The following is a 19,899-nucleotide window of genomic DNA, read 5'->3' as shown; positions in this document are numbered from 1 at the left end:
CGGCGCCAAGATGGTCACCGCGGTGGCGACCGCACGGGTCCCGAAGTTGACCGTGGTGGTCGGCGGTTCCTTCGGGGCGGGCAACTACTCGATGTGCGGGCGGGCCTATTCGCCGCGCTTCCTCTGGATGTGGCCGGCGTCCCGGATCTCGGTGATGGGCGGGAACCAGGCCTCCAGCGTGCTCGCCACCGTCAAGCGCGACCAGTACGAGGCCCGCGGCGAGGAATGGTCCGCCGAGGACGAGGAAGCCTTCAAGGCCCCCATCAGGCAGCAATACGAGGACCAAGGCAGCCCCTACTACTCCACCGCCCGGCTCTGGGACGACGGCATCATCGACCCCGCAGACACCCGGCGCGTCCTGGGCATGGCCTTGGATACCGTCTCCCGCCAACCCCTGCCGGAAACCTCCTTCGGCCTCTTCCGGATGTGACCCCATGACCATCAACTCCTTCGAAACCGTCCTTGTCGCCAACCGCGGCGAGATCGCCTGCCGCGTCATCCGCACCCTCAAGGCCATGGGCATCCGTTCCGTTGCGGTCTATTCAGACGCCGACGCCGGGGCCCGCCACGTGCGCGAAGCAGACACGGCCGTCCGGATCGGCACAGCCGCGGCGGCGGACAGCTACCTGCGGATCGACGCCATCATCGAGGCCTGCCTGCAAAGCGGTGCCCAGGCGGTCCACCCGGGGTATGGATTCCTGGCCGAAAACGTTGAGTTTGCCAAGGCCCTGGACGCGGCAGGCATCGCGTTCATCGGCCCCGGCATTGACGCCATCGAGATCATGGGCGACAAGATCCGCTCCAAGAACCACGTCATGTCGTACGGCGTCCCCTGCGTCCCGGGTATCGCCGAACCGGGATTGAGCGACGAGGCGCTCATCGAGGCGGCGCCCGGCGTCGGCTTCCCCCTGCTCATCAAGCCCTCGGCTGGTGGCGGTGGCAAGGGCATGCACATCGTGGAGCGGCTCGAGGATATGGCGGCAACGCTGCTCACGGCCCGACGGGTGGCGGCGAGCGCCTTCGGCGACGACACCCTGTTCCTGGAACGTCTTATCCAGTCGCCCCGGCACATCGAAGTCCAGGTCCTCGCCGACAACCACGGCAACGTGATCCACCTCGGCGAGCGCGAATGTTCCCTGCAGCGCCGCCACCAGAAGGTCATCGAGGAAGCACCGTCCCCCCTGCTGGAGTCCCTCGCGAATGGGGCCGAGGTCCGGGCGCGGATCGGTGAGGCCGCCTGCCAGGCTGCCCGAAGCGTCAGGTACAGCGGTGCCGGTACGGTGGAGTTCCTCGTCTCGGACCAGGATCCGGAGCACTTCTTCTTCATGGAGATGAACACCCGCCTCCAGGTGGAGCACCCTGTCACGGAAATGGTGACAGGCGTCGACCTTGTCGAATGGCAAGTACGCATCGCCGCAGGGGAGGTCCTCACGGTGGCGCAGTCCGACGTTGTGCTTGAGGGCCACGCGGTAGAGGCGCGCGTCTACGCGGAGGTGCCCGAACGAGGGTTCATGCCATCCATCGGCGAGATCGTGATGCTCCGGGAACGGGCAAGCAACGATCCGAACGTCCGCGTCGATTCGGCCATGCTGACGGGCCTGTCCGTCAGCGGGGACTACGACCCCATGCTCGCCAAGGTCATTGCCTGGGGTCCGGACCGCAAAGCGGCGCTGGACACCCTTGACCACGCGCTGGGGGACTACACGCTGCTGGGCGTGCACACGAACGTCGAGTACTTGCGGCTCCTGGTCAACGACGACGACGTCCGCGCCGGCCGCCTCGACACCGGCTTGATCGAGCGCAAACTTGACGGGATGGAATTCCGCCAAGTGTCCGACGTCGAGTTGGTTGCCGCCGCGATGCTGAACCGTCAGGTCTTGGCTCCTGCCGGAACGGCAGCACCCTGGAACGCCGCCGACGGCTGGCGCGTCGGCGCGCCCGCACCGTGGAAGACCACAGTCGGACGTCCCGACGGCGGACTGGCCACCGTGGGATTGACAGTGAACGGGCCAGGCTTCACCGCCCGCGTGGACAGCGGCGTCGAGCACTCTGCCGTCATGCGGCCGGGACCCTCGGGACATGCGGTGCTGGTGCTCGACGGCGTCGAGCACCCTTTCGCGCACGGCTCACCATCTTCGGAGCTTGGGACGCGCGAACTCTGGCTGGGCAGCGACGGCTGGTCCTGCCGGCTGGAGATTCTGGACCGCGAAGCCCGGCTCCAACGAATCCTCGCGGGCATCCAGCGCGAAGAAGGCGCCGCGGATCCCGAAGTCCGGTCTCCCATGCCGGGAACCGTCGTCTCCGTTTCGGTGCACAACGGCGACCACGTGGAAGCGGGCGACGTCCTCCTCGCAGTAGAGGCCATGAAGATGGAACACCAGCTCGTGGCCTCTGTGTCCGGCACCGTGCACCTCAGCAGCAAGACCGGGGACCTCGTCAAGGCTGACCAAGTCCTCGCCACCATCCACGTGGCGGCGGAGCCCGCCCCAGAAGTCTCAGCAGAAAACCAGAAAGACGAGGAAGTCTAGCCATGGCAAGTTTTGAACTCACCGAGGAATACCAGGACCTGAGCGACTCCGTCCGGGAATTCGCCGACGAGGTAGTGGCCCCTGTGTCCACCAAGCACGACGAGGAACACAGCTTCCCGTACGAGGTAGTCAAGCAGATGGGTGAGATGGGTCTTTTCGGCCTGCCCTTCCCTGAAGAGTTCGGCGGAATGGGCGGGGACTACTTCGCCCTGGCGCTCGCGCTGGAACAGCTGGGCCGGGTGGACCAGTCCGTGGCCATCACCCTCGAGGCGGGTGTCTCGCTCGGCGCCATGCCCGTGTACCGCTTCGGCACCCAGGAGCAGAAGGAACACTGGCTGCCCCAGCTGACCTCGGCCGAAGCGCTCGCAGGCTTCGGTCTGACCGAGCCGGAAGCCGGCTCGGACGCCGGTGGCACCAAGACGAACGCGCACCTCGAGGACGGCCGTTGGGTCATCAACGGCAACAAGGAATTCATCACCAACTCCGGGACCGACATCACCCGGCTCGTCACCGTCACCGCCGTCACCGGGCAGCACGAACGCAAGGACGGGAGCATCAAGAAGGAAATCTCCACCATCCTGGTTCCCACCGACACACCCGGTTTCACCGCCGAAAAGGCCTACAACAAGGTGGGCTGGAACGCCTCCGACACCCACCCGCTGACACTGAACAACGTGCGGGTTCCCGAAGAGAACCTGCTCGGTGTCCGGGGACGGGGCTACGCCAACTTCCTGTCCATCCTGGACGAAGGCCGCATCGCCATCGCCGCGCTTGCCACCGGAGCGGCCCAGGGCTGCGTCGACTTGTCCGTGAAATACGCCAAGGAACGCGTGGCCTTCGGACAGAACATCGGCAAGTACCAGGCCATCCAGTTCAAGATCGCCCGCATGCAGGCACGGGCCCACACAGCCCGCCTGGCCTACTACGATGCGGCCGCGAGGATGCTGGCCGGCAAGCCGTTCAAGACCGAAGCGGCCATCGCTAAGATGGTCGCAGGCGAGGCAGCCATGGACAACGCACGGGACGCCACCCAGGTGTTCGGTGGCTATGGCTTCATCAACGAATTCACGGTGGCACGGCACTACCGCGACTCCAAGATCCTGGAAGTCGGGGAAGGCACCACCGAGGTCCAGTTGATGCTCATCGCCCGCGAGCTGGGCCTTTAACCGTCAGGGAAGGTAAACGATGATCGACAAAGTTGTTGCCAGCGCCGCGGAAGCGGTGAAGGACATCCACGACGGCGCCTCTCTCGCCGTCGGCGGGTTCGGCCTGTGCGGTATCCCGGTGGCGCTGATCGATGCGCTCCACCATCAAGGCACCAAGGACCTTGAAACAGTCAGCAACAACTGCGGCGTGGACGACTGGGGCCTGGGCATCCTGCTGAAGGACGGACGGATCCGCCGGACCATCAGTTCCTATGTTGGTGAGAACAAGGAGTTCGCGCGGCAGTACCTCGCCGGTGAACTCGAGGTGGTCCTCACCCCGCAAGGTACCCTCGCCGAGAAACTGCGCGCCGGCGGGGCCGGAATCCCCGCGTTCTTCACGGCGGCCGGCGTCGGGACGCAGGTTTCGGAAGGCGGTCTGCCGCAAAAGTACGACGCCGACGGCAACGTGGCGATCGCATCCTCACCTAAGGAAGTGCGCACCTTCAACGGGGCGGACTATGTCCTGGAGGAATCCCTGACACCCGATTTCGGACTGGTCCACGCCTGGAAGGGGGACCGTCACGGGAACCTCGTCTTCCACGCGACGGCTATGAACTTCAATCCACTGTGTGCCATGGCGGCCAGGATCACCATCGCCGAGGTGGAAGAGCTTGTGGAACCCGGCGAGCTCGATCCGCAACACATCCACACGCCGGGCATCTTCGTCCAGCGGGTCGTCGTGGCACCGGACACCGAGAAGCGCATCGAGAAGCGGACCGTCGCGTTGACCCGGCAGGCAGGAGCGTAGCCATGGAATCGAATATCACCCAGGATGTGCCGCCGCGTCCCGAAGCGGTCAGGCATGAGTACCGCCGCGCCGGCGCCGAGCACCACGAGGGCAAAGGCTGGACGCGGAACGAACTCGCCGCCCGCGTAGCCCGCGAACTCACCAACGGGCAATACGTCAACCTGGGGATCGGCATGCCCACCCTGATCCCCAACTACATCCCCGAGGGCGTCGAGGTGATCCTGCATTCCGAGAACGGGATACTGGGCGTCGGCCCCTACCCGGCCGAGGACGCCGTGGACCCGGACCTGATCAACGCCGGCAAGGAAACGGTCACAGTCAACGCGGGCGCCGCGTTCTTTGACTCGGCTACCTCGTTCGGCATGATCCGCGGGGGCCATGTGGATGTCGCCGTGCTGGGGGCCATGGAGGTCGCGGCCAACGGGGACCTGGCCAATTGGATGATCCCCGGCAAAATGGTCAAGGGCATGGGCGGCGCCATGGACCTGGTCTTCGGCGCCAAGCGGGTGATCGTGATGATGGAGCACGTGGACCGCAACGGCAAGCCCAAGATCGTCAAGGAATGCTCGTTGCCCGTTACGGGGAAAGGCTGCGTGGATCGGATCATCACCGACCTCGCCGTGATCGACGTCGTCTCCGAAGGCGGGGCCTCGAGGCTCGTGCTGCGCGAGCTGGCACCGAATGTCTCGGCCGAGGACGTGGCGGCAGCGACCGGCGTCGAGCTCTTCGAAGAGGACCAGGAGCTGACTGTATGACGGCGGACGCTGAACCCCGCGTGGTCGAGCAGCGGGGGATGTACTTCGACGAACTCGAGGAAGGCGTTGTGTACGCCCACCGGCCCGGGCGGACCGTCACCGAAACGGACAACGTCTTGTTCACCACGTTGACCATGAACACCCAGGCCCTCCACCTGGACGCGGCGTGGAGCGCCAAACAGCCCTTCGGGCAGAGGCTCATGAACTCGATGTTCACGCTGTCCACCATGGTGGGACAGTCCGTCACCCAGCTGACCCAGGGCACCATCATTGCCCAACTGGGCCTCACGGACGTCTCCTTCCCGCACCCCCTCTACCACGGCGACACCCTCTACACGGAGACGGTCATCATCGGGAAACGGGAGTCGTCGTCGCGTCCCGGGCAAGGCGTGGTGACCATGAAACATACCGGCCGCAACCAGGACGGCACTGTGGTGGCACTTGCGACGCGGGCCTGCCTCATGTGGAGCCGGACAGCGCATCTGGAGGCGCAACAGGGGACAATCAATACATGACCTTCACCATGGGCCCCGCTTTGCTTTTCTGCCCCGCCGACCGGCCGGAACGGTTCCAAAAGGCCGCTGAGCGTTCCGACGCCGTCATCGTGGACCTCGAGGATGCTGTCGCGCCTGCAGATAAGAAGCGGGCCCGGGGCGCGATCCTCGCCCAGCTCGGCTCAGGCGGCGAGACCGCCGAACTCGACCCCAGCCGCACGATTGTGCGCGTCAATCCGGTGGGCACCCCGGATTTCGAGAAGGATCTGCACTGCCTGGCGCATACTCCTTACCGCACCATCATGCTGGCCAAGGCCGAGACCGCCGAACAGTTGAAAGCACTCGAGGGATACCACGTCATCGCCCTGTGCGAGACGGCCAAGGGAATCGTCAACGCGGCTGAGATCGCCCAGGCTCCCAACGTCGTCGGGCTCATGTGGGGCGCCGAGGATTTGATCGCCTCGATGGGCGGCACCTCCAGCCGCAAGGACGATGGCGGCTACCGAGCCGTCGCAACGCACTCCCGGTCCACCGTGCTGCTGGCGGCCAAAGCCGCAGGCAAGGAGGCCATCGACTCGGTCTACGTCGACATTCCCGATCTTGCGGGGCTGGCCGTGGAATCCGCCGACGCCGTGGCCAGCGGATTCGGTGCCAAGGCCTGCATCCACCCGAACCAGGTAGCCGTTGTCCGCGAAGCCTATGCACCGTCGCCCGAAGCCGTCGCAGTGGCGCGGGAACTGCTTGACGCTGCGGCTGCGGCCGGAACCGGTGTGTTCCAGCACAAGGGCAAAATGGTGGATGGTCCCATCCTGAAACACGCCGAATCCACGCTGCGCAGGGCACGGCTTTCCTGAAGGGCCGCCCCGGGTCTATTGACCGCGCCGTCGTGGCTTCGGCAGCGACAACGGGGCGATGACCTCGTAGAGCTCCATCCGGATCCAGCGCTGACCCGTTTCCCGGAACTCGGCCCTCGTGGCGAAGCGGTACAGGAAGCTGCGGGCCCGCACCCAACGCGGCGGGTCGCCGTCGAACGGGTCCTGGCGCAACAAGCGCAAGGTGGGCGGATCGGCGTCGAGCAGCTTGCCCAGGAACGCGTAGAACCATTCCTCGTGCACAGTGCGCAAGGGCAGGAACCACATCAGCCAGTCGAGGCGCAAGTGGTAGGGCGCCCATTGCCGGGGGAGCCGGCGGACGTCGCCGGGCTTGCCCTTGAAGCCGTATTCGCGCCAATCTGCCTCGTCGACGGGAACGTCTGCCTGGGTGCCTTCCACCACGATTTCCACGCGGTGCCGCGTCACCGTGCCGAACGCCCCGTACGTGTTGACCAACTGCCATCGGTTGAAGCTCGCGTTCATGAGCTGCCCCCGCGAGAGCAGGTTGCGGATGGGCCAATAGCTGAGCACCAGAAGGAGCACCGTCACCGCGAGTACGACGGCGAGCCACCACACCGGGGTCTGCGGAACCGCCGCTGCCGGGTTGGTCCGTTGCGGGATGAAAGGCAGCACAGCATGGGCAACCGGGTCGCTCACCGCAGCGAAGGCGAGCACGATCGCGGACCAATTGAGCCACGCGAAGTTTCCGCTCCCCACCAGCCAAAGCTGCGTGAAGACCACAATTCCTGCGGCGATGGTGGCCAGCGGCTGCGGGGCGAACAGGAAGAACGGCACCACCAGCTGGGCGAAGTGGTTGCCGAGCGCCTCCGTGCGGTGCATCGCTTTGGGCAGGAGATGCGCCTGGCGGCTCAACGGTCCGGGCATGGGCTGGGTTTCGTGGTGGTAGTACAGGGCGGTTAAATCACGCCACTCGCTTCCGCCATGGATCTTGATCATGCCGGCGCCGAATTCCAGCCTGAAGAGCAACCACACGAGCAGGACGAGGATGGTCCTGGGCGGGGGGACCTGGTCCGAACCGAGGAAGCCGACGGTGAAGCCCATTTCCAGCAGCAGCATCTCCCAACCGAAGCCGTAGAAGGTCTGGCCGACGTTGACGATCGACATGTAGAGCAACCACAAGGCCAGGAACGCGGCCAAGGGAAGCCACGGCGGGCCAAGCTGCGGCAGCCCGCCCACGAGTGTCAGGGACACGGCAAGTCCTGCGGCGCACACGGCGCGGAGCAACGTGTCCGAGTACTTCCAGCGGAACAGGCTGGGCCTGCGCAAGACCCTGTGGCCGTCCACATACCTCGGGACAGGCAGGAGCCCATGTTCGCCAAGGAGTGCGGGAAACTGGTTGAGGCTGGACAGGAACGCGATGAAATAGAGCGCGGCCGTGCCGCGCTGGAGCACCTGCCGGGCGAATTCATAGTCCGGCGCCTCGAACCACGAGACCCAGTCCACAAACCAACGCTACGCCTGGGGTGCGGGATACTTAAGCAATGCAGCCGCGCAAGATCATCCTCCTCGGGTCCACTGGTTCAATTGGCACTCAAGCGATTGACGTCGTCGACGCCGCCCCCCACCTGTTTGAGGTCGTGGCGCTGAGCGCGGGTGGCGGGAACCTGGAACTCATCGCGCAGCAGGCAGTCCACACCAAGGCACAGGCAGTCGGCATCGCCTACGGCGACGCCCACGAACTCCACAGACTCATCGGCGCTGCCGCCTCCGCCGCCGGACTCCGGAACTACGATCCGGCGATCATCACGGGGCCGGATGCGTCCACCAAGATTGCCGCGATCGAAGCGGACGTCGTACTCAACGGCATCACGGGGTCCATCGGGCTGGCGCCCACGCTGGCAGCACTCAAGTCCGGTGCCATCCTGGCCTTGGCGAACAAGGAATCCCTCATCGTGGGCGGTGCCCTGGTGAAGGCCGCTGCCGCCGTTGACCAGATCGTGCCCGTGGATTCCGAGCACTCGGCCATCGCCCAATGCCTCCGCGCAGGAACCGACAAAGAGGTTGGGAAACTCATCCTGACGGCGTCCGGCGGACCTTTCCGGGGCCGCAGCCGGGAGCAACTCCGCAACGTCACCCCGGCCGAGGCCCTTGCGCACCCCACGTGGGACATGGGCCTCATGGTCACCACCAACTCGGCCAGCCTCGTCAACAAAGGCCTGGAGGTCATCGAAGCGCACCTGCTGTTCGACGTCCCGTTGGACAGGATCGACGTCGTGGTGCACCCGCAATCCGTGGTGCACTCGATGGTGGAGTTCGTGGACGGCTCCATCATTGCCCAGGCTTCTCCGCCGGACATGCGACTGCCCATCGCCCTCGGCCTCGGGTGGCCGGACCGCGTGCCCGGCGCCGCCAAGGCCTGCGACTGGACCAAGGCCACCAGTTGGACGTTCGAACCCCTCGACTCGGTGGCTTTCCCGGCCGTGGAACTGGCCAAGGACGCCGCGAAGCAGGGGAGCACGTTTCCAGCGGTCTTCAACGCGGCCAACGAGGAAGCGGTGGAAGCCTTCCACGCCGGGAGGATCCGCTTCACCGACATCGTGGACACGGTGGAGTCCGTCCTCAGCGAACATTCAGGATCCTTGGAGCTGACGGTGGACTCGGTGTTGGATGCTGAGAGGTGGGCACGCACGCGCACCCACGATCGTTTAGCCAACAGCACCCTTTAGGAAGCAGTACTTAAGGCATGAATCCCGTCATTCTGTTCATTCTCGGAGTCGTCTTCGTCGCGATCGGCGTGGCCGTCTCCATTGCGCTGCACGAGGTGGGGCACTTGCTTCCCGCCAAGCTCTTCAAGGTGCGCGTCACGAAGTACATGATCGGGTTCGGTCCTACCCTGTGGTCCACGCGGAGAGGCGAGACCGAATACGGCGTCAAAGCGATCCCGCTGGGCGGCTACGTCGCCATGATCGGCATGTACCCGCCCAACAAGGAAGATGGCAGCGTCAGGCCGTCCAGCACCGGCATGTTCCAGACACTCGCCACCGAAGCCCGGTCCGCGGCGCACGAGGAAGTGGGCACCGGCGACGAGAACAGGGTCTTCTACAGGCTGCCGGTCTGGAAAAAGGTCATCATTATGCTGGGTGGGCCGGCCATGAACCTGCTCATCGGCCTGGTGCTGACAGCGGTGCTGCTCATGGGCTTCGGAGTGTCCACCGCCACCACCACCATCGCCGAGGTGTCAAAGTGCCAAGTCAAGGCCGGCGAAACCGTCGATCCAAACTCGCCGAACTGCCAACTGACCCCGGCCGCGGTGGCCAAGCTCCAGCCGAACGACGTTGTCACCAGCTTTGACGGCAAGCCTGTGACGAGCTGGGCCGAGATGAGCGGCTGGATCCGGGCATCCGCCGGCAAGTCCGTGCAAATCACCGTGGACCGTGGCGGCAAGAGCGTCACCACGCAGGTTACCCCGGTGCTGTCCGCACGCCCCGTCATCGCCGACAACGGCCAGCAGGCCAAGGGCTCGGACGGCAAGCCGCTGTACGAGGAGGTCGGGTTCCTCGGCATCGGTGCGCAAACCGCCATGGTGCCCCAACCGGCGTCGACCGTTCTTCCGATGGCCGGCGAGAACATCAAGCAGATCGCCGGAGTCATCCTCAACCTCCCCGCCAGGGTAGTCGGAGTAGCACAAGCGGCTTTCGGCTCCGAACCGCGCGATCCCAATGGCCCTATCAGCGTCGTCGGCGTTGGCCGGGTGGCCGGTGAAGTGGCTGCCATGGATCAGGTTCCGCTGCAATCGCGCATCAGCGCCCTCGTGGGGCTCCTCGCCGGACTGAACTTCGCCCTCGCCGTCTTCAACCTGGTTCCGCTCCTGCCGCTCGACGGCGGACACGTGGCGGGCGCGCTCTACGAGGGAGCCCGGCGTCGATTCGCCAAGCTGTTCGGCAAACCGGATCCCGGCGCTTTCGACATCGCCAAGCTCCTGCCGCTCACCTACGTCGTGGCGAGCGTCCTCATGGCCATGAGCGCGCTGCTGATCTACGCGGACATCGTCAAGCCCGTCAACCTCTTCGGCTGATCCGGATTGGGCTGGGGGGATAGGCTATCCATATGACTGTTTTCGCTGTTGAGTACGTTTACGACGCCGAGTCCGCCGAGGTGCGCGACGCGAACCGCCCCGCCCACCGCGCCTGGCTCGCCAGCCTCGCCGAGCAGGGAACCCTGCTGGCGAGCGGCCCTTACACCGACGGGGCGGGTGCGCTGCTCCTGCTCGAGGCCGCCGACGAGGCCGAGCTGAACGCCACGTTGAAGGAGGATCCGTTCGCCGCCGTCCGGGGGATTGCAGGCATCCGGACGTCGGAGTGGAACCCCGTCATCGGAATGCTCTCCGCCCACGCTTCCTAGCAGCATGACCGGCCGGGTTCCCGGCCCTACGATCCACCCATTTCAACCCAAGGAGTCCACGTGACCTCGGTCAGCCTGGGAATGCCGTCAGCCCCGCCCCCCGTTCTCGCGCCCCGCCGCAAGACCCGCCAGATCAAGGTGGGTTCGGTCGGCGTCGGCTCCGATTCACCCATCAGCGTGCAATCGATGACCACCACCCCCACCACGGACATCAACGCCACCCTGCAGCAGATCGCCGAGCTGACGGCGTCCGGCTGCGACATCGTGCGTGTCGCTTGCCCCTCCGCGGACGACGCCGAGGCACTGCCGATCATCGCCCGCAAGTCCCAGATTCCCGTGATCGCGGACATCCACTTCCAGCCGAAGTATGTCTTCGCCGCGATCGAGGCCGGTTGCGCCGCGGTGCGCGTCAATCCGGGCAACATCCGCAAGTTCGATGACCAAGTGAAGGAAATCGCGGCGGCAGCGCGCGATCACGGTACGTCCATCCGGATCGGCGTCAACGCCGGGTCCCTGGAGCCCGGCATCCTGAAGAAGTACGGCAAGGCCACCCCGGAGGCCCTCGTCGAGTCCGCTGTGTGGGAAGCGTCGTTGTTCGAGGAACACGGCTTCCACGATTTCAAGATCTCCGTCAAGCACAACGATCCCGTCATCATGGTGGCGGCCTACGAGATGCTTGCCGAAAAGGGCGACTGGCCGCTGCACCTCGGCGTGACCGAGGCCGGGCCCGCCTTCCAAGGCACCATCAAGTCCGCGACGGCCTTCGGGGCGCTCCTGTCCAGGGGCATCGGCGACACTATCCGCGTGTCCCTCTCCGCCCCGCCTGTCGAGGAAATCAAGGTCGGCAACCAGATCCTGCAGTCCCTCAACCTGCGCCCCCGCAAGCTCGAAATCGTCTCCTGCCCTTCATGCGGACGCGCCCAGGTGGACGTCTACACGCTGGCTGAGCAGGTCACGGCCGGGCTTGAGGGAATGGAGATTCCGTTGCGCGTCGCCGTCATGGGTTGCGTGGTGAACGGCCCGGGTGAGGCCCGTGAAGCCGATCTCGGTGTGGCCTCCGGAAACGGCAAGGGCCAGATCTTCGTGAAGGGCGAAGTCATTAAGACTGTCCCCGAGAGCCAGATTGTTGAGACACTGATCGAAGAGGCCATGCGTATCGCCGAAGAGATGGGGGAGGCCGATGGCGAAGATGCTGTCAAGGGTAGCCCCGTGGTTAGCGTCTCGTAGCGAGACAGCCGCCGATGGGATGTCCGTCCGGGTGCTCGGCGCTGCCGACACCCGGGCCCTTCGCGTGCTCGCGATGGAAGACCCTGTAGCGAATGTCTTCATTCTGGCGCATCTCGATTCGTCGGGGAGCGCCGCACCCACGTCCGGTGGGGCGAGCGTCTTTGGAGTGTTCGACGGCGATGCCCTGGTGGGTGCCTGCTGGGCCGGCGCCAATCTGGTTCCGGTGCAGCTGGACCCCGGGCTGGCTTCCCGCGTTGCGGCTGTTGCGCACCGGGCAGGACGCCGGTACGCCTCGATCTTCGGGCCGGCGGAGACCGTACTGGCGCTGCATTCCCGCTTGGAGCAACTGGGGCATTTCGCCCACGAGGTACGTGCCGACCAGCCACTTCTGGGCATCTCGGGGCCACCCGCCATCGAAGCCAATCCGCAGCTCGGCTTCGGAAACATCGCGGATTTCGACCGTATCCTGCCCGCGTGCGCGGCCATGTTCGAAGAGGAAGTGGGGTATTCTCCCTTCCTCGGGAGCGAGGACTTCTACAGCCGCCGGGTGGCCGGACTGATCCGGCAAGGCCATTCCCTGGTGCACATCGATGCCGGCGGGAAAGTGAAGTTCAAAGCCGAACTCGGGGCGGTCACCGCGCAGGCCACCCAAGTGCAGGGCGTCTGGATGAACCCCGAGTTCCGCGGTCAAGGACTCAGTGCCGGGTACATGGCGGGAGTGGTTGTCCTGGCCCAGCAGTTCGCGCCGATCACCAGCCTTTACGTCAACGAGTACAACACCAGGGCGCGCGCCACGTACGAGCGGGTCGGGTTCAAACGCCTGGGAACCTTCGCCACGGTGCTGTACTGATCAACCCCGTCCTAGGCAACCCAACTAACTCGCAATAGATGTCGTTTTGAGGGCTCACAACGACGTCTAATGCGAGTCAGTTGGGAGGGGTGAGCGCGCCGGTGAGGTAGTGCTGGACATTCGGGGCCACGAGCCGCACTACCTCGTCCTGGGAGGCCGAAGCCAGGGGCTCCAGCCGGACCACGTAGCGCATCAGCATGAGCCCCACCACCTGGGTGGCAACGAGGGTGCCGCGCATCTTCGCCTCCTCAGGGGAACCGGGAAGACCCGCTGTGATCCTGGACAGGATGGTTCTCGCCACCATCTCCCGCAGCAAGGCGGTCTTGGCCTTGGAGCCGATCGTTCCCCTGACGAACGCGACAAGCCCGTGTTGTGCCGGGCTTTCCCACAGACGCAACACGGCGCGGACGATTGCTTCGGAGCGTTGCGCCGGGTCCAACGATTCGACGCCGGCCAGGACCTCGTCGGGATCAGCCGGGAGTTCGATGCTCTGGGCGAAGAGTTCGTCCTTGCCCTTGAAGAAGTGGTGGACCATGGCCGGGTCCATCTCTGCTTCGCGGGCCACTTGCCGCAGGCTCGTGCCGTCGAAGCCGTGTTCGGCGAAGAGCCGGCGCGCTGTAGCGAGGATCAGCTCGCGGGAGTCGCTCCCGCCGCTGCGGCGTCCCCGCCGCACGGGAGGCACGCCGCCGCTCATGAGGTCCGCCGTCGGAGGGTGAACGAAGCCAGGACCAAGACCCCCACAACGATCGCCGCCATGACCCCGGCATCCTGCCACATGGCCTGCGTCGCCTCGGTGTTGTCGGCGATCTGCTGGAGCGCATCGACCGAAAACGTCAACGGCAGCACATTGGAAATGCCCTCCAGGAGGCTGTTCATGTGGTCCCTGGCCACGAAGAGTCCGCACAAGAGGATCTGCGGTATCACCACCACCGGCATGAATTGCACCGCCTGGAATTCGGTCCTCGCAAAGGCCGAGCACAACAGGCCGAGCGCAACACCGAGTACTGCGTTGATGACGGCAATCATCACGACGTAACCGGGACCGCCCTTGATATCCAGATTGAAGATCCAGTAGGCCACAGCGGTTGCCACAAGGGACTGCAGGGCCGCCATGATGGAGAACGCCAACGCGTAGCCGAACAGGAGATCGGCTTTGTGGATGGGCGTCGTCAGGAGCCGTTCCAACGTCCCCGACGTCCTTTCGCGCAACATCGTGATCGACGTGACCAGGAACATCACCACAAACGGGAAAATGGCCAGCATCATGAGTCCCACGCGGTCAAAGGTCCGGGGGAATCCGGGAGGCAGGGTTTCGTTCTCGAACAGATAGTAGACGCCCGTGAGTAGCAGGGCCGGAACCACCATGATGAGCGCGACGCTCCGGTGGTCGTGCCGCAGTTGTTCCAGGACCCGCCTGGTGGTGGCAAACATCATCCGTGGATTCATCACGCCACCTGGCTTTCATTGGCACTCCGGTGGCTCGAAGCGGCGCCCGCTTCCTGGATGATGTGCAGGAAGGCCTGTTCCAGGTCGTTGCTGTGTCCCCGCTCGCTCAGTTCCGCCGGACTGAGCTGCGCCAGCAGCAATCCATCGCGGAGCAGGAGCAACGAGGAACAGTGCGAGGCCTCCTCCATGACATGGCTGGACACCAGCAGGGTGGTGCCCGCTTTGGCCAAGGCGGCGAACCGTTCCCACAGCTCGGCACGCAGTACCGGATCCAAGCCAACCGTCGGTTCGTCGAGGACCAGCAGCTTCGGATGCGAGACGAGCGCGCAGGCCAGCGAGACCCGGCTGAATTCACCGCCGGATAGGTCTGCCGTCTTCCGCCGTGCCAGTGATTCGAGCCCGACGGCGGCAATCGCCTCCGCGGTGTCGGCCGCCGAGACGCCGTGCATGGCTCCGAAATACCTCACGTTCGCCTCGACGCTGAGGTCCGTGTAGACGCTCGGTGCCTGGGTGACGTATCCGACGTCGTGCCGCAATGACGGAGTACCTGCCGGACGGCCCAATACGTCCACCCTGCCGGCTGTCAGCCGCTGGACGCCGACGATGCAGCGCATGAGGGTTGTCTTGCCGCTCCCCGAGGGTCCAAGCAGGCCCGTGATCCGTCCGGGTTCCATGGCGAAGTCCACGCCACGGAGAATCTTCTTGCGGCCGCGCGTGACGTGCAGGCCCTCCACCGTGACCGCAGGGGACGCAGGGGACATGCCTGGTGCAGGACTTCCCGCTGGACTGTGGGACATCGCGGCCTCCGATTTATTCATCAGGTGATGAATAAAAGGTAAATCCATTACACAGGCGCGTCAACTGTGAGCCTCGGTGACAGATCCTGCAACGCGGGGTCACTTACGGCCCATGTCGGACCTCCGGATGGGCGCTAACTGACCCCGCGTTGTTCGTTGCCAGAATTGATTAGTCCAAGCCCTTGAAAAAAGTGTCCACCATCACATAAATTCAGAACCAGCCGTGTCGCTGGGGCGCGGACGGTTTCAGAGAGGAAACACAAAACCAAATGGCTGTAGGCGTTGATCTTTCGAAGGCATTCGACGAGTCCGACTAAGCCTCCAGGACAACGCCCGCGGCCGACCAGCCGCTGAGCCACGCCATGGCAGGATGACCAGCCGCCCAGCGGCCAGGGGCTTCCTCGCACCATGGCGTGGCTCATGTTCGTTCGGGGCGGCTTTGCTTTCCGAAGAACCCGGGGAAGGGATCCGGGGGGACGGCCCCGGCAGGTTCCCCGGCCGCAAGCCGGTAGATTGGTACACAGTAGTTTTTGCCAGCTCTTGCCATAGAAACGGATTCTGACCCGTGGTCCTTCGCCTCTCCCAGCTGTTCCTGCGCACCTTGCGTGAAGATCCCGTCGACGCCGAAGTCGCAAGCCACAGACTCCTGGTCCGTGCGGGCTATATCCGCCGTGCCGCACCGGGCATCTACACGTGGCTGCCTTTGGGATTGAGCGTCCTGCGCAAGGTCGAGCAGATCATCCGCGAGGAAATGGCCGCTATCGGCGCCCAGGAAGTCCACTTCCCGGCACTGCTGCCCCGCGAACCGTACGAGGCGACCAACCGCTGGACCGAATACGGCGAGGGGCTGTTCCGCCTCCAGGACCGCAAGGGTGCCGATTACCTCCTCGCCCCCACGCACGAGGAAATGTTCACCCTCCTGGTCAAGGACCTGTACTCCTCGTACAAGGACCTGCCGCTGAGCCTGTACCAGATCCAGAACAAGTACCGAGATGAAGCACGCCCCCGGGCAGGCCTCCTCCGCGGCCGCGAATTCATCATGAAGGATTCCTACTCGTTCGACGTCGACGACGCCGGCCTGGACGCGAGCTACGCGGCCCACCGCGCCGCGTACCTGAAAATCTTCGAGCGACTTGGCCTTGAGGTCATCCCCGTCGCCGCCACGGCAGGCGCCATGGGTGGATCCAAGAGCGAGGAATTCCTGCACCCCACCGAGATCGGCGAGGACACCTTCGTGCGCTCGGCGGGCGGCTATGCCGCCAACGTCGAAGCCGTGACCACCGTGGCCCCGGCCGAGATCGACTTCAGCAACGCGCCTCCCGCACGCGTCCTGGACACCCCGGACACGCCCACGATCGACACCCTCGTGACGGCTGCCAACCAGCTCGCCCCGCGCAGCGATTCCGACGGCGGCGCCTGGACTGCCGCCGACACGCTCAAGAACGTGGTCCTCGCCGTCACGCTGCCCACGGGCGAACGCCAGATCGTGGTCATCGGCGTTCCCGGTGACCGCGCCGTGGACCTCAAGCGCGTCGAAGCCAACATCGGTTCATTCCTGCCCATTGCCGGCGAAATCGGGCTCGAAGCTGCGAACGAGGACGACCTCAAGAAGATTCCGGAACTCGTCAAGGGCTACATCGGCCCCGGACTTGTCCTCGGCGAGGCCGTTCTCGGGCTCGAAGGAACGTCCAAGTTGCTCTTCCTTGTCGACCCCCGGGTTGTCTCGGGTACCAGCTGGGTTACCGGGGCGAACGAAGACGGAAAGCACGTGTTCGGTCTCGTAGCCGGGCGCGACTTCGCCTGGGATGGCGTCATCGAATGCACCGAGGTCCGCGCGGGAGACGAAGCCCCGGACGGCTCCGGCCCCTTGGAGACTGCCCGCGGCATCGAAATGGGACACATCTTCCAGCTCGGCCGCAAATATGCCGAGGCCCTCGACCTGAAGGTCCTTGACCAGAACGGCAAGCAGGTTGTGGTCACCATGGGCTCCTACGGTGTCGGCGTGACACGTGCCGTGGCCGCCCTGGCCGAGGCCAACAACGACGACCGGGGCTTGATCTGGCCGCGCTCCGTGGCCCCCGCGGACGTCCACGTGGTCGCCGTCGGACGCGGCGAGGAAATCTTCGCTGCGGCCGAGAAGCTCTCCGCCGAGCTCGAGGCCGCCGGCCTCGACGTGATTTACGACGACCGCCCCAAGGTTTCCCCCGGCGTGAAGTTCGGCGACGCCGAGCTCGTGGGCGTCCCCACCATCGTGGCGGTGGGCCGTGGCTTGGTGGACGGCGTTGTGGAGATCAAGGACCGTCGCACCGGCCAGGCCGAAAACGTGGCAGTCGAGAAGGCTGCCGACTACGTGGTCAACGCCGTACGCCAGAAGTGATCTCCGGCTTCGAGTCGGTCCAGCTCACCACGCTCGTCATGATCGCGGTGGCTGGATTCGCGGCCGGTTGGATCGATGCTGTGGTGGGCGGCGGGGGACTGATCCAGCTCCCCGCCTTGCTCCTGGTTCCGGGGATCACCCCGGTCCAGGCGCTGGCCACCAACAAGATGGGCTCCATTTTCGGGACGACAACCAGCGCTGTCACCTACTACCGCCGGGTTGGCCCTGACCTCAAGACGGCCATACCCATGGCGGTGATTGCCCTCGCGGGCAGTTTCGGCGGAGCCGTCCTGGCGGCCAACCTTCCCTCGAGCGTCTTCAAACCCATCATCGTGGTGGCCCTCATCGCCGTCGCGCTCTTCACTGCGCTGCGCCCCAATGCAGGCGAGCTGACCGCTCTGCGTCATGACGGCCACACGCACTACGTGGTGGCCTGCGCCATAGGCGGCGTGATCGGGTTCTACGACGGCCTGATAGGTCCTGGTACAGGCTCCTTCCTGGTGATCGCCCTCGTCTCCGCGATGGGCTATGCCTTCCTTGAGGCCAGCGCCAAGGCGAAGATCGTCAATATGGCCACGAACGCCGGTGCCCTATTGTTCTTCCTGCCGCACGGATCACTGCTGTGGGGCGTCGGCGCCGTGCTGGGCTTGTCCAACATGGCCGGCGGCTACCTGGGCGCCCGGACAGCCGTGAAACAGGGCAGCGGGTTTGTGCGGATTGTGTTCCTGATCGTGGTCGGCGCGTTGATCGTCAAACTCGGCGTGGACGTCTGGAACGACTACTTCGCCAGGTAGCGCCCCGGACGTCGCAAGCGATGGCCGCAGGGAAGCCCCGGGCGTAGCATGCACTCATGTGGGTCGATTCCGGCGACTATGAACAGGCACTGGAACGTGCATGGGAGCATACGCGTGAGTGGTTGAGGGCCTTGCCCGGGCGGCCGGTACGGCCAAGCACCACGGCTGACGACGTCGCGGCAGTCTTCGGTGGACCGTTGCCGGCCAGCGGACTGGACGCGGCCTCGGTCATTGATTTCCTTGCCGAACATGCAGAGCCCGGGCTCATGGCCATGCAATCGGGGCGTTTCTTCGGTTGGGTCATCGGCGGCACGGTGCCGGCAGGCATGGCTGCGGACTGGATGGTTTCCGCATGGGACCAGAACTCCGGACTGCGTTTTGCCACACCCGCCACTGCCGGGATCGAAGAGGCGGCAGGGCAATGGCTCCTTGAGCTGCTCGGCCTACCTGTTGGCTCCGACGTCGGATTCGCGACCGGCGCAAGCATGGCCAACTTCACGGCGCTCGCGGCGGCCCGATGGCGCCAGCTGGCCGCCGTCGGCTGGGATGTCAACGCCGGCGGACTCCAGGGCGCGCCGAAACTTCGTGTCCTCGTCGGGGCCGAGCGCCACGAGAGCCTGGACATGGCCTTGCGCTTCCTGGGCTTCGGGGCTCCGGAGGTTGTTGCGGGGGACCATCAAGGAAGGATTGACCCAGCCGCGCTTCGGACTGCGTTGGAGTCCGGTTCCGGTCCGGCAATCGTGTGCCTCCAGGCCGGGAACCTGCATTCCGGAGCCTTCGATCCTTTCCCCGAGGCGATTTCTGCTGCCAAGGATCATGGCGCGTGGGTCCATGTTGACGGGGCTTTCGGGCTGTGGGCAGCCGCTGTGCCGGGACTGCGGCATCTGGCGGAGGGCGTCGGATTGGCCGATTCGTGGGGAACCGATGCCCACAAGACCCTCAATGTGCCGTACGACGCCGGGATCGTGGTGGTACGTGACGTTGCTGCCCTGCGATCCGCCATCGGCATGCACGCCGAATACTTGATGCAGGATGACCACGGCCCCGGCGACCCCATGGAGAAGGTACCCGAGCTTTCCCGACGGGCCAGGGGAGTGCCGGTATGGGCGGCCTTGCGTTCCCTGGGTGGGGATGGCGTGCGGGAGCTTGTCGCCGGGCGCGCCGAGTGTGCCGCGGAACTGGCCAGGCGGCTTGCCGAGGTGCCCGGCGTCGAGGTCCTCAACGATGTGGTGTTCACGCAGTTGTCGCTGGCCTTCGGTTCCGACGAGAGGACGCGTGCCGTGACGGACTTCATCATGGCCGACGGGAGGGTCTGGATGTCCGGTTCACGCTGGCAGGGCAGGGATATCCTGCGAGTCTCGGTGACCAACTGGTCCACGGACTCGGCAGACCTGGATATCGCGGTGCAGGCCATCAAGGATGCTCTGGCGGCCACCGCCTAAGC

The 19,899-nt window shown here is 65.3% G+C and carries 19 protein-coding genes; 15 read left to right on the top strand and 4 right to left on the bottom strand.

The features are described from left to right. The 7 genes from VLA65_RS17855 to VLA65_RS17825 all read left to right on the top strand — a co-directional run. Positions 1-430: carboxyl transferase domain-containing protein (locus VLA65_RS17855; protein WP_332603278.1), on the top strand; the 430-nt coding region annotated here is incomplete at its 5' end. A 4-nt stretch (positions 431-434) separates the two neighbouring features. Continuing rightward, entirely contained in the window at positions 435-2,528 is a 2,094-nt protein-coding gene (locus VLA65_RS17850) for an acetyl/propionyl/methylcrotonyl-CoA carboxylase subunit alpha (protein WP_332603277.1), read from the top strand. A gap of 2 nt (positions 2,529-2,530) precedes the next feature. Next, positions 2,531-3,694 carry an acyl-CoA dehydrogenase family protein gene (locus VLA65_RS17845; protein ID WP_234753077.1) on the top strand — a complete coding sequence of 388 codons (1,164 nt, stop codon included), beginning with the start codon at positions 2,531-2,533 and terminating at the stop codon, positions 3,692-3,694. Positions 3,695-3,713: 19 nt separating this feature from the next. Continuing rightward, positions 3,714-4,481: a CoA transferase subunit A gene (locus tag VLA65_RS17840; RefSeq protein WP_284989370.1), complete on the top strand. Its 768-nt coding sequence runs from the start codon at positions 3,714-3,716 to the stop codon at positions 4,479-4,481. 2 nt (positions 4,482-4,483) lie between these two features. Next, a complete protein-coding gene (locus VLA65_RS17835) occupies positions 4,484-5,236 on the top strand; it encodes a CoA transferase subunit B (protein ID WP_284989369.1) in 753 nt (250 codons plus the stop codon). Beyond that, entirely contained in the window at positions 5,233-5,751 is a 519-nt protein-coding gene (locus VLA65_RS17830) for a MaoC family dehydratase (protein WP_059387831.1), read from the top strand. The genes VLA65_RS17835 and VLA65_RS17830 overlap by 4 nt, the downstream gene beginning before the upstream one ends. Continuing rightward, positions 5,748-6,584, top strand: a complete 837-nt coding sequence (locus tag VLA65_RS17825) for an HpcH/HpaI aldolase/citrate lyase family protein (protein WP_306962790.1) — start codon at positions 5,748-5,750, stop codon at positions 6,582-6,584. Before VLA65_RS17830 ends, VLA65_RS17825 begins: the two co-directional genes overlap by 4 nt. A 15-nt stretch (positions 6,585-6,599) precedes the next feature. Here VLA65_RS17825 and VLA65_RS17820 read toward each other — a convergent pair whose 3' ends face one another. After that, positions 6,600-8,066 (bottom strand): lipase maturation factor family protein, encoded by a 1,467-nt coding sequence (locus tag VLA65_RS17820; RefSeq protein ID WP_332603276.1) that lies wholly within the window; start codon positions 8,064-8,066, stop codon positions 6,600-6,602. A 38-nt stretch (positions 8,067-8,104) separates the two neighbouring features. Here VLA65_RS17820 and dxr point away from each other — a divergent pair, with 38 nt between their 5' ends. The 5 genes from dxr to VLA65_RS17795 are packed head-to-tail and all read left to right on the top strand — an operon-like array spanning position 8,105 to position 13,041. Continuing rightward, positions 8,105-9,289, top strand: a complete 1,185-nt coding sequence (gene dxr / locus VLA65_RS17815; RefSeq protein WP_332603275.1) for a 1-deoxy-D-xylulose-5-phosphate reductoisomerase — start codon at positions 8,105-8,107, stop codon at positions 9,287-9,289. Positions 9,290-9,306: 17 nt separating this feature from the next. Further along, positions 9,307-10,638 (top strand): M50 family metallopeptidase, encoded by a 1,332-nt coding sequence (locus VLA65_RS17810; RefSeq protein WP_332603274.1) that lies wholly within the window; start codon positions 9,307-9,309, stop codon positions 10,636-10,638. Positions 10,639-10,670: 32 nt separating this feature from the next. Next, on the top strand, positions 10,671-10,964 hold the full coding sequence (locus VLA65_RS17805) for a YciI family protein (protein ID WP_284989364.1): 294 nt from the start codon (positions 10,671-10,673) through the stop codon (positions 10,962-10,964). 60 nt (positions 10,965-11,024) lie between these two features. Then, a complete protein-coding gene (gene ispG, locus VLA65_RS17800) occupies positions 11,025-12,191 on the top strand; it encodes a flavodoxin-dependent (E)-4-hydroxy-3-methylbut-2-enyl-diphosphate synthase (RefSeq protein ID WP_013600504.1) in 1,167 nt (388 codons plus the stop codon). Continuing rightward, the gene (locus VLA65_RS17795; protein ID WP_332603280.1) at positions 12,154-13,041 is read left to right on the top strand and encodes a GNAT family N-acetyltransferase; all 888 of its coding nucleotides are present in this window, start codon (positions 12,154-12,156) and stop codon (positions 13,039-13,041) included. The genes ispG and VLA65_RS17795 overlap by 38 nt, the downstream gene beginning before the upstream one ends. A 76-nt stretch (positions 13,042-13,117) precedes the next feature. Here the strand turns inward: VLA65_RS17795 and VLA65_RS17790 are convergent, their stop codons facing one another. The 3 genes from VLA65_RS17790 to VLA65_RS17780 are packed head-to-tail and all read right to left on the bottom strand — an operon-like array spanning position 13,118 to position 15,248. Further along, a complete protein-coding gene (locus VLA65_RS17790) occupies positions 13,118-13,735 on the bottom strand; it encodes a TetR/AcrR family transcriptional regulator (protein WP_306962798.1) in 618 nt (205 codons plus the stop codon). Further along, a complete protein-coding gene (locus tag VLA65_RS17785; protein ID WP_307053541.1) occupies positions 13,732-14,475 on the bottom strand; it encodes an ABC transporter permease in 744 nt (247 codons plus the stop codon). The genes VLA65_RS17790 and VLA65_RS17785 overlap by 4 nt, the downstream gene beginning before the upstream one ends. Before the next feature lie 11 nt (positions 14,476-14,486). Beyond that, a complete protein-coding gene (locus VLA65_RS17780; protein WP_332603279.1) occupies positions 14,487-15,248 on the bottom strand; it encodes an ABC transporter ATP-binding protein in 762 nt (253 codons plus the stop codon). 601 nt (positions 15,249-15,849) lie between these two features. Between VLA65_RS17780 and VLA65_RS17775 the strand changes: the two genes are divergently transcribed. Genes VLA65_RS17775 through VLA65_RS17765 form a run of 3 tightly spaced genes read left to right on the top strand, consistent with a single transcriptional unit; the run spans position 15,850 to position 19,897 of the window. After that, the gene (locus VLA65_RS17775; RefSeq protein WP_306962801.1) at positions 15,850-17,661 is read left to right on the top strand and encodes a proline--tRNA ligase; all 1,812 of its coding nucleotides are present in this window, start codon (positions 15,850-15,852) and stop codon (positions 17,659-17,661) included. Next, a complete protein-coding gene (locus VLA65_RS17770; protein WP_332603273.1) occupies positions 17,658-18,455 on the top strand; it encodes a sulfite exporter TauE/SafE family protein in 798 nt (265 codons plus the stop codon). The genes VLA65_RS17775 and VLA65_RS17770 overlap by 4 nt, the downstream gene beginning before the upstream one ends. Positions 18,456-18,511: 56 nt before the next feature. After that, positions 18,512-19,897 (top strand): pyridoxal phosphate-dependent decarboxylase family protein, encoded by a 1,386-nt coding sequence (locus VLA65_RS17765; protein WP_332603272.1) that lies wholly within the window; start codon positions 18,512-18,514, stop codon positions 19,895-19,897. Positions 19,898-19,899: the final 2 nt, after the last annotated feature.

The sequence above is a fragment of the Arthrobacter sp. S2(2024) genome (assembly GCF_036662515.1).
GTDB lineage: Bacteria > Actinomycetota > Actinomycetes > Actinomycetales > Micrococcaceae > Arthrobacter.
Note: the sequence above shows the minus strand (reverse complement) of the source record. Positions and strands in the feature narration are given on the sequence as shown.